General features: G+C 63.4%; 6 protein-coding genes. All 6 read left to right on the forward strand.

Annotated features, from left to right (window positions below; translation table 11 throughout):
* Positions 1–802, forward strand: an 802-nt coding sequence (locus tag GXY33_21370) for an ABC-F family ATP-binding cassette domain-containing protein (GenBank protein NLX07697.1), incomplete at its 5' end; no start/stop codon positions are given.
* 201 nt (positions 803–1,003) lie between these two features.
* Positions 1,004–2,113: a substrate-binding domain-containing protein gene (locus GXY33_21375; GenBank protein NLX07698.1), complete on the forward strand. Its 1,110-nt coding sequence runs from the start codon at positions 1,004–1,006 to the stop codon at positions 2,111–2,113.
* A gap of 39 nt (positions 2,114–2,152) precedes the next feature.
* A complete protein-coding gene (locus tag GXY33_21380; GenBank protein ID NLX07699.1) occupies positions 2,153–2,887 on the forward strand; it encodes a DUF1559 domain-containing protein in 735 nt (244 codons plus the stop codon).
* Between the two features lie 23 nt (positions 2,888–2,910).
* A complete protein-coding gene (locus GXY33_21385; protein NLX07700.1) occupies positions 2,911–6,843 on the forward strand; it encodes a hypothetical protein in 3,933 nt (1,310 codons plus the stop codon).
* Positions 6,844–7,016: 173 nt separating this feature from the next.
* Positions 7,017–9,179: a hypothetical protein gene (locus GXY33_21390; GenBank protein NLX07701.1), complete on the forward strand. Its 2,163-nt coding sequence runs from the start codon at positions 7,017–7,019 to the stop codon at positions 9,177–9,179.
* Between the two features lie 26 nt (positions 9,180–9,205).
* Positions 9,206–10,477, forward strand: coding sequence for an exo-alpha-sialidase (locus GXY33_21395; protein NLX07702.1), 1,272 nt, complete (start codon positions 9,206–9,208; stop codon positions 10,475–10,477).
* Positions 10,478–10,702: the final 225 nt, after the last annotated feature.

The following is a 10,702-nucleotide window of genomic DNA, read 5'->3' on the forward strand; positions in this document are numbered from 1 at the left end:
GGGCGAGCTTGCGGCCCTGAGCGGGCAGGTGCGTCACGGGGCGAACGTGAAGTTCGGGTATCTCTCGCAGACGCACACGGAACTGCGGCCCGAGTTGAGCGCGCTGGACTCGGTGCTGGAGGTGGACCGCAAGTGCACGCTGGAGCGGGCGCGGACGATTCTGGGCGGCCTGCTGCTGAGCGGCGACAATGTAGTCAAGAAGGTCGGCGACCTGAGCGGCGGCGAGCGAAGCCGTGTGGCTTTGGCGCGGCTGCAGCTTCGGGCGACGAACGTGCTGATGCTCGACGAGCCGACCAACCACCTGGACATTCCGTCGACCGAGATCATTCAGGACGTGCTGCAGCGGTTCGACGGGACGGTGATCTTTGTCAGCCACGACCGCTACCTGGTCGATGCGGTGGCGAGCCAGATCTGGGTGGTCGATGCCGGGACGGTCACGTGCGTGCCCGGCGGCTGGGAGGAGTACCTGGAGTGGCGGCAGCGCCGTCGCGAAGCCGAGCAGGTCCGGCCGAACGCCGAGGGCAAGCCGCAGTCCAAAGAAGACCGCAAGGCTGAACTCCGCGAAGCCAAGCGCCAGGCCAACCAGACCCAGCGGCTCAAGCGCCGCCACGAGCAGCTTGAAACCCAAATTGACGCGGCTGAGAAGGCCCTGGCCGAATTGAACCGCCGCATCACCGAAGCCGGCCAAGCCGGACAGCTCGGCAAAGTCGAACAACTCGGCCGCGAATACCAGACCAAAGACGCCGAACTCAAGACGCTCTGGAAGGAATGGGAAGAGGTCGGCACGCGGCTGGAGGAGTAGAGGCCCACGCCTTTCACGTCGGGTGCTGCGCCTCAATCACCCTAGCTTATTCTATATTGGCTTTATTCGCCTTCCTTGCTCCCAGCCGAGGGCATCGGGCCTGCACTTCGCTGCTTGGACCTTGCCCATTGACATCTGTGACCGAGCTCTGTATCCTAAGCATTAGACAACGCTAGACAAGGGTTGTGGAAGGGCGTGGTCATGACGGGAACGAAGACGAAGATGAAGGCGGTGAGGCTCAATGGGGAGCGTGGGGTGCCGCTGTACCGGCAGATCGAGGAGCATTTTTCGCGGCTCATTCTGTCGCGGCAGCTTCAGCCGGGGGATCGGCTGCCGAGTGTCTCAGCGGTCATGCGGGAATTGGGGGTCAACACGCGGACGGTCTGTCAGGCGTATCAGCGGCTGAGCGACCGGGGGCTGGTGCATGCGGTCAACGGCAAGGGGACGTTCGTGGCTGAGGCGCGGGCGGCGATCCAATCGATCGTCGTGCTGGCCGACCACCCGGTGCGTCACGGCAGCAGCGAGTGGTCATCGTTCGAGCAGGTACTCTACGACGGGGTCCTCAAGCAGGCCAGGGAACTGGAGTTGCCGTGTCAGTTCCAGGTATTCTGGGAAGAAGGGTTGGCGGGGCTGGAGAGGCTGCGGGATTGCGGGGTGATTCTGTTTGGTGGTGGGGCGGCGATGGCCCCGGCGGCGGCTGGGCTGGTCGAGCGGGAGATCCGGTCGGTGGCAATCTCGGGCTGGGGAAACCTCTTGCCGCTGATTCGCGGCGACGACGGCGAGGGCATCCGGCTGGTGATGGAGCACCTGTTTGAACTGGGGCATCGGCGGATCGCGTTCATCAACGCCCCGCTGGACAACTTCAGCGTGCTTCGCCGGCAGGAGGCGTATCAACAGATGATGGCGGAACGCGGGCTGCCCGTTCTGGCCTCGTGGGTATCCACGGCGAAGTCGTGGTGCATGAATGACTCAACCGAGCAGGACGAGATGCTCGACCGAATGCTCAGCTCGCCCGAGCCGCCGACCGCGATCGTCAACAGCGGCGGGTATCTGGCGATGGCGATGCTCCAGGGGTTGCACCGGCGAGGCGTGCGGGTGCCGCAGGAGGTCAGCGTGACGGCCTACGATGACTCGATGGCGTTCGAACTCAGCAGTCCGGCACTGACCACCGTGCGTCAGCCGTGGGAACAGATCGGCCGCGAGGCGGTGCGGAAACTGGTCGCGGTAATGGAGGGGCAAGAGGTCGAGGACTCGCTGCTGCCGGTGGAGTTGGTGGTGCGGGAGTCGACGGGAAAGGCGGGGAATTGCTGATTTCTGATTGTTGATTGCTGATTGAGGAGAAGCACGAACATGAACGGGTTGGCGGCTCCTTCAAATCCGAAATCGTTCACGTTGATCGAGCTGTTGGTAGTGGTGGCGATCATTGCGGTGCTGGTGGCGATGCTGCTGCCGGCGTTGCAGTCGGCGCGGGCCCAGGCCCAAGCGGTGACGTGCCAGGCCAACCTCAAGCAGGTCATCTGCGGCGCGCAGGTCTATTTCGACGACCACCGGACGCTGCCGCCGTACTGGATCTACGGGTCGGATGGTTACGGATATCGCGGGGCCAAGTTCTATATGGACCGTGTCGGCATCTGGGGCGGGCCAGAGCCTCGGAACCTGTCGCCCGACACCGTGAACATGAGCCGACAGGTCAAAGAGTTTTGCTGGTGCCCCACAGGGCATAGGCCACCCGAGACCAAAGACCCGAGCAGCGGCTGGTACAGGGCCGAGCGGTATTCATACGGGACGCCCGAGCATTGGCCCGTGCAAATGGCAGCAATCGAGTATCCCGCAAGCGAGCCCTTTTTCGCGGACTCCGCGGCGGCGTTTACCGATACCCAGCTTGTTGTGATTCACCGGAACCGTTGGCCGCACGATCCGCGAATGAGTTCCTACGCCGTCGCGCTTCGTCATCTCGGGCGCGCGGAGGTGGCGTTCGCCGATGGCCACGTGGCAGCCTTGGACAGGGACGGAGTGTTCAAGGTGAAATTCAACTCGGTCGTAATCGGCGGAATTGACACGGCCTACAATCCCTACCCCTGGTAGGCCGCTGATGTCGGAGAGAATCGATGAACAGAGGATTTCCCATTGTCATCATTGCGCTGTGTCTGATCTGGTCGGCGGGCGCGCTGCCTGCGGGCGTGGTCCCGGAAAGTGAGCGATCGGTCAGACCGGTGGTCGATCCGGAGTTGCTGATCGCCCCTTCGCTCCAGATTGATCTGGGCGGGACGTGGGAAATGACGAACACGGGGCAAAAGAGCGTACTGGGACCGGACGGGAGCTTTGTGCCGCCGATGACGGATGCCGAGTGGACAACCGTGCAGGTCCCGCATCCCCCGTTCGCTGGGTGGGTTTCCTGGTACCGGCGGAAGGTGGACATCCCGGCTGATTGGGCGGGCAAACGAGTGACGCTGCGTTTTGGCAAGACACACTACAAGACCGATGTCTACTGGAACGGCGAACTGGTGCACGTGCAGATCGACGCGGGCTATGCCTACGCCGTCGATCTGACCGGGAAGGTTCGGCCGGGCGAGGCGAATGAACTGATCGTGGGCACGTGTCAGTATTTCGTGTACAACCCTCCGCATTCCCCTCCCTACATGGAAAACTGCTATCGTGGGATCGCGGCGCCGGTGACTCTGACAGCCGAGGCGCCGGTGCGCGTGGCGGATGTGTTCCTAAAGCCCAGCGTGCGAAAAGGGACGCTAACCCTGGAAGTGACGGTCGATCGGCTTGACGGAACGCCGGACAACGGTGAAATGGAATTGGTCGCCTGGGTCAAGGACGACGGCAACGTTGTCCAGCGGTTCGAACCGGTCAAGGTGAACATGGCGGCGGGCCAGAGTGAGGTGGTCGAACTGAGCAAGCCGTGGCCCGACGCCGAGCTCTGGTGGCCCCATCGGCCGTATCTGTACCGGGTCGGAGTGGAGTTGCACAATAACGGCCAATGCATCGGCGGCAGGACCGCTCGATTCGGTTTCCGGGAGTTCTGGATCGACGGCCACCTGATGCGGATGAACGGCAAGAAGCTGTTTGTGCGGCGGTATTCGATGCTGCCGTACCAGACCTGGCCGGACGGCAAGCTGATCCGCGAATACCTGCGGCAGTACCGCCAGTGGGGCTACAACGCCATTCGCACCCACCGCAACACCAGTGACTACATCAACGAGATCGCGGATGAGGAAGGGCTGCTGGTTTTCGTGGAGATGCCGATCAAGCACGACGATCTGCCTGAGGATCCAAATACGGCGGCCTGGAAGATGGCCCGCGAACACGTCGAGGGCGTGGTGCGGGAGGGCCGCAATCACCCCTCGGTGCTGTTGTGGGACATCTGCAATGAGGTCACGTTCTACTCGAAGGACAAGTACGACCTGCACGTTCAGCGGCTGGATGAACTGGGCAAGCTCGCCCAGAAGCTCGACCCAACGCGGACGGTGCACTTCGACGGCGACAAGGACCTGGAGGGCCGGGCCCCGACCGCGAGCCTCCACTATCCGTGGCAGATCTACAAACCCGGCTGCATGCTGCCGACCACGATGTACTGGCTGGATGAGAAGCTTCCGCCGTGGATGCAGTGGATCTGGCAGAAGGACAAGCCGTTAAGCATCGGCGAGTATTTCTTCCCGCCGTATTGCCTGCGCTACCCGCACGGCGTCAGCCAATACGCAGGCGATGCGGCGTACGTGGACCCGGACGGCTGGGTGGCCGCGGGATTGCAGGCGTACAGGTGGATCAACGAGGGCTACGCCCACGCCGAGGTGTTCAGCGTCAATCCATGGGACGTCTGGGAGGTGATGCGCAAGGCGGGCCCGGAGGTCCGTCCGATCATCCTCGCCGTCTACGAAAAGAACGGCACGTTCTTCTCCGGTGAAAAAGTGCGGCGGACGATCTACGTTTACAACCACACGCTGGTCGATCGGCGATTCGTGCTGGAAGTCCTGGTGGCCGGACCGCAGGGCGAAGTCTTCTCCAAACGCGAGGAATTCGACCTGCCCGGCGGCGAAACGGCTGAGCGGATCATGGAGATCGCCATGCCGCAGGTCTTGGCCAAGCAGGAGTTGACGTTCACGACGAGACTCCTCGACGGCGATCAAGACGCGACTGACGGCGAGCGGATGGCCTGGAGCGTCTTTCCGCCGACCGACAAGCTGGATTGGCCCGGTGATGGCGTGGTCGCGGTCGCCGGCAATGAGACGCTGGCGAACGAACTGCAGGCGACGGTTAAGGCGGTGCGAGTCGCATCGAGCATCACCGAGGCGCTCGCCGCCAAGCCGAAGCTGCTGTTGGTGTACGGTGCGAAGGTCAACGCCGACGATCTGTGGCGGCTGACGGAGTATGTGGGCGGCGGTGGACGGGCGGTCCTGTGCAACGTACCGAACGGCAGTCGGCTGCCCGGCGGCGTGACGATCGACGCCGGAGGGACGCATTTCTCGACGCACGCATTCGCGGCAGCCGCCAACCATCCGCTGCTCGGAGGGCTCGGCCCACAGGATCTGCAACTCTGGCGGCCGGACACCTACGCCTGCCGCGAAACGTTCGCCAAGCCGACGGGCGGCGGCCTGCGGGTGGTCCTGGACGCCGGCGGAACGACGGGCATGCGCTGGGCGCCGCTGATCGAGCTGCCGATCGCCGATGGCCGATTCGTACTGTGCCAGATGAACATCGCCGGCCGACTCGCCACTGAACCGGCCGCAGCCGCCCTGCTGTGCAACCTGTTGCGCGGCGCCCTTCGACCGGTGGCGCCGGCCGACAAGGCGCTGTGCGTAATGGCCGACGAGAGCGGCCCGATCCGGGAACTGCTGCGAAACCAGGGCGTGAGCCTCGTGGACGTCGAGCAGGCGACGGTGTTCCTGGTCGACGGATCACTGCCGATTGAGGCGTTCACGGAAAAGTTGACTGCGGCAACCGCGAAGGGCGAGACAATCATACTGCATCGCCTGACGCCGGCGACGGCCGAGAAAGCCGCCGAGTTGTTAGGCGTTTCGATCGGGCTGGCCGAGCAGTCGGTCAGCCAGGTCATCCGCAACGGCCGCGACCCGATCCTTGACGGTCTGTCGAACGATGATTTCTTCTGGCAGACCGGCTATTTCGGCGTCAACTGGGAGTGCTTCCAGATCAAACCAACCGAGACGCTGTGCGAATACGTGCTGAATGTCGAAGAATCGAGTCCGTGGCGGCCGGCAACGACGCCGGGCGCACTGGCGACAGTCGAAAAGGACGGACGGCGGATCGTGATCGACCAGATCCGCTGGGACCAGGGCCTCGAGCAGGAGAAGACCCGCTGCATCCGGATCATCACCACGCTGCTCAACAATCTTGGCGTTGCGGTGGCTTCGAGAACAGCCGAAGAGCCGGCCAGCCTGACCTTCGTGGACCTGGAGACCGCAGCCAACCGCGGCTTCGTCGATGAGGAGGCCGGCGACGGGACCGGCGGCTGGTTCGACGAAGGGCCGCAGTGGGACATGCGGTTCTTCCCGGTCAACCAGGTCGGCCTCGACCGCAAAGGGATGGGCTGCCCGAAGGAGGCTTTCCCGGACCGGCTGATGCTTGGACCATGCGAGTTCGACCTGATCGACCCGCAGGAGAACGAGGGATGCTCGTGCGTGGTGATCGGCGAAGCGGCGCCGGACCCCAACGGCTACGAGATCCCGATCGGTTCGCGGGCGAAGGCGATCTGGTTCCTCCACACCGCCCAGATCGGCTGGAACGAGACCGAGCCGGAACCTGTCGTACACGTCGCCGTGCATTACACGGACGGCGCCGAGGCGACACACCAGATGCGGAACCTCCACGAGTTGGCCGACTGGCGTGCGGCCCCGGCCTTGCAGTCGGGCGACGTCGCGTGGCAGGGATACTGCATCCGCCACGACCCGGTCGCTATCTACGTGTACCAATGGGAGAACCCGCAGCCGGACAAGACGATCGAGCGGATAACGCTGCAGGCGGCCAAGGGCAAATACGCACTGGTGGCGTTAACATTGGAATTGGCCGGACCGGAATAGGAGTAATCATGGGCGGCAATGCGCTCTACCTGGACGGATCGGTGCGATGGCGGCAGGGGCACGAACTCGATCCGCAACAACGACGGTTCTCGTCGACGTCGTACAACCAGATTCTCTTCCGGTGATGCCGGGGAGATCCGGCGGTGGATCGACAGACGGGAAGGAGTCTATCCGTGAAGACGATAATCTGGCTGGCGGCTCTGGCGCTGGTTCTTGCTCCGCGCGATTCTGCTGCGGAGGCCGATACGCAGCCGGCGATTCAAGCCGCAATGGGCGGCCAGATCGTCGATCCCATCGGCGACGACTGGTATCCCCTCAACCTGAACTGGCGGGAGACCGGTCCGGCGGAGTGGGATTTCTCTCCCTATTTCCACGAACCGGCGGGCCGATACGGGCACGTGCGGGCGGAGAAGGAGTTTTTCGTCGTCGGCGACCCGCCCCGGCGAATTCGGTTCTGGGGATGTAACCTCTCGGCCCACGGCGCTGCGCCCAGCCGGGAGCAGGCCCCGATCGTGGCGCGCTATCTGAGAAAATACGGCTTCAACGCCGTACGGTTTTCACATCTGGACGCGCTGTGGAACAATGACGCACTGGTCGTATGGAGCAACACGGATACCCTTGTGTTCAACGAGGGCGCCCTGGATCGGTGGTTCTACTTCATCGCCGAACTGAAGAAGCAGGGCATCTACGTAACGCTGGACGGGATGCACCATTTCTTCTTTCACCTGAAAGAACACCACCCCATGGCGCCGGCGAACGCGGGCGGACAGGATTTTCGCCGCAAGGGGCTTCCATTCCTCTACTTCGTGGACGCTCTACAGGAACATCACAAGATGTATCTGCGGAGGATTCTGGCGGGCGTCAACCCGCATACCGGCACGACGCTGGCGGAAGACCCCGCGTTGCTGGGAATCTGCATCATCAACGAACCGGGGATGAGCCGGTGGGATACGTTTCGCCTGGCCAATGTTCCCGAGGCGTATCGGGGGGCGTTCGAGGATCTTTGGAGGGAATGGCGGGCGGAGACCAATCCGGAGGTTCTCCGGCCGGCGCGGGACTACGATTCGGTTCCCGTCGCGGCGAGGAGACGGTTTTGGCAGTGGACGGAGCGGCGGTTCAACCGGGAATTCCTTCGGTTCTACCGGGACGAACTGGGCGTCCGCGCTCCGATCACGACAGGGAATGGATACGTGAACTCCGTGGAATGGCCGACTGCCGCAATGGGAGACTATGCCGAGGGACATGCTTACTACGCCCATCGCCGGGCCGTGGAAGTCGAAGAGGACGGTCGGAACAACAGATACTGGGGATTTGTCCACAACCCCTCCTGGCTGAATTACCTCGCCCATCAGCGGATCGGGTATCAGCCGTTCACCGTGGGCGAGTGGAACGGCGGCGGATTCGCCCCGAAGCGGTATCAGGCGCCGCTGGACATCGTCGTCCTCGCCCAACGACAGCAGTGGGACGGGTTGTTCATGTTCAACCTGGTTCAGTCGCCCTGGGACGCCGTGGAGGCGCGGAAGTGCGGCCAGTTCGCCTCGATCGGCGATCCTTCGAGAATGTCGAATATGCTGGCGGCTGCGCTGATCTTCCACGGGCAACGGATTCCCGGCGCCGAGCGAGACGCGCGTGTGACCAGCTCACCCGATCTTCTGGCGGAAAACCTGACAATGGCCAAAGGGGTTTTCGAAGGCATGGCCAAGTACGGATATCGACTTTTCAACTGTCCGGAATATCATGGGATACCCTCCGGGCCGCCGGACCTGCCGCAGGTCGACTTTTTCGGAAGTCTGCCGACCGACATGGAAGAGTTCAGGGCCCGCTGCCCGGTTTATTACCCGGCCGGCGTCCTGGCCGTCCATGCCGACAAAGCAGCGATACTCAGCGGGGAGGTCGGAGGAAGAACCCTCCGGGCCGGGCCCATGACCCTTGAGGCGCCCGCAGGAGAAGAGTATTCGTTGACCCTGATCGCCCTCGATGACGAGAAGATCGAGCAGGCGAAGCGCATTCTGGTCGCCCTGGGACCCATCAGCTTGCCCCGGGAAACGGAATTCCTCGGAGCCGTGGAAATGGAAGCCCCCTACCTCCCTACGGGCGAGAAGGAAACCTTGCATTACTACGCGGGCGGGATTGGAGTGGTTCCGGAAACGGACCCCGTGGTCAAACCCAGTTCCGGCCGCGTGAGCCTGGTTCACAGCCGTCCCATGAACGGCTGGCTACTGGACTGGACGGGCAAACGAGCCATGCCGCTGGAGACCGAATACCAGGACGGACAGGTGCATTTCACCATCCAGCCCCAAGACAAGGTCTTGTGGTATATGCTGGAAACAGAGTGATTCCACTGGAAAGGAATGCTTCAACGATGAGCAGGATCCGTGCGATTACGAATCACACCGTTCTGCCAGGCCGTCGCAACAGCCAGGCGTGGTTCGCGCCGAGCCTGGCGGCGGTGCCCGGAGCGGGCCGGGACGGCGGGCCGGAGATTCTGGTCGGTGTGGCGCAGTTGACGGGTATGGACATCGGCCCGACGCTCTGGCTTCGCACCGGCGACCTGGGCGAAACCTGGACGCCGCCGATGCAGAGCATGACCCTGCTCGCCGAGCCCGTGCCGCCCGACGTGATGGAGCGTCGGACGGAGAGAATCCGAACCCTCTTCGGACAGGCCGCCACGCGCCCGGCCGGGCACGAGGTGTTCGAACGCCCCGGGGTCGGCGTCTACTATCACAAGGCCACCAACACCGTGCTGGGGCTGGGCGGAACCTACTTCACCGCGGATCGAGGCGATCAGCCGTATCAGAAGAACGAGGAACACGTCTCCGGTTTCGAGGGCGCAATCGTCTCCGCCGTGTGGGATCGGCATGCGGGCGACTTCAAACCTTGGCGGCGAATCGCCCCTCCCGCATCCGGACCGGACCATCGGTTCTCCTTCGTCGGCTGTTCCCAATGGTGCGAATGCGACGACGGAACCATTCTGATGCCGGCAAGCCATTGGAACGTCGATGTTACCGGCAAGGCGTCATGTCCCGGTATTACAGTCGTCCGATGCCGCTTCGACGGTGACGAGGTGCGGGCGATTGAACATGGGAGCATCCACCGGGTGGATACCGAGCGCGGCTTGGCGGAGCCCTCGCTCACCCGATTCGGCGGGCGATTCTATCTGACCATCCGTCACGACCTGAGAGGATACGTGACGCGAAGCGACGACGGGATGCACTTTGAGGAGCTTCGAACCTGGACGTTCGACGACGGCTCGGAGTTGGGCAACTACAACACCCAGCAGCACTGGCTGACCCGCGACGACGCTCTGTACCTGGTCTACAACCGCCGCAGCGAACTGAACAACGGGGTCGTGCGGAGCCGGGCCCCGCTGTTCATAACCCAGGTGGACCCGCAGCGGCTGTGCGTACTGCGACAGGCGGAGCGGATCGTCCTGCCGGAGAAGGGGGCTCGGATGGGCAACTTCAACGTGATCAACGTCTCCGACGAGGAGTCGTGGGTCATGACCGGGGAGTGGCTCCAGCAGTACATCCCAGGCTACGGTCCCGATCAACCCTACTGGATCGACGGCGGCGACCAGTACAACCGGATGCAGTATATCGGCGATCTGCTGCTGGCGCGGGTCTACTTCTCCTGACCGGAGAGCGGTCCCGGCGGATCAGGCGCTTGCCTTGGGGGAACGTTGCCGGTATGAGTAGCGCTTTTGGCGCGTGCGCACGGGCACCGGTTGACACAGTGAGGTGAACGGATGATTTCGCAGCGGCTTGGGAAGTACCTGGACGACCTGGAGCGGCGGATCGACGCAGCGGTCGAGGACGATCTGGTCGGGCGGTGGACCGATTTTTGGGAGGGCCGGTTCGAC

The sequence above is a fragment of the Phycisphaerae bacterium genome (assembly GCA_012729815.1).
Classification (GTDB): Bacteria; Planctomycetota; Phycisphaerae; order JAAYCJ01; family JAAYCJ01; genus JAAYCJ01.

Coding starts and splice junctions, on each gene's coding strand:
- GXY33_21385 (NLX07700.1), top strand. CDS start 2,911: ATGAACAGAGGATTTCCCATTGTCATCATTGCGCTGTGTCTGATCTGG.
- GXY33_21395 (NLX07702.1), top strand. CDS start 9,206: ATGAGCAGGATCCGTGCGATTACGAATCACACCGTTCTGCCAGGCCGT.
- GXY33_21380 (NLX07699.1), top strand. CDS start 2,153: ATGAACGGGTTGGCGGCTCCTTCAAATCCGAAATCGTTCACGTTGATC.
- GXY33_21375 (NLX07698.1), top strand. CDS start 1,004: ATGACGGGAACGAAGACGAAGATGAAGGCGGTGAGGCTCAATGGGGAG.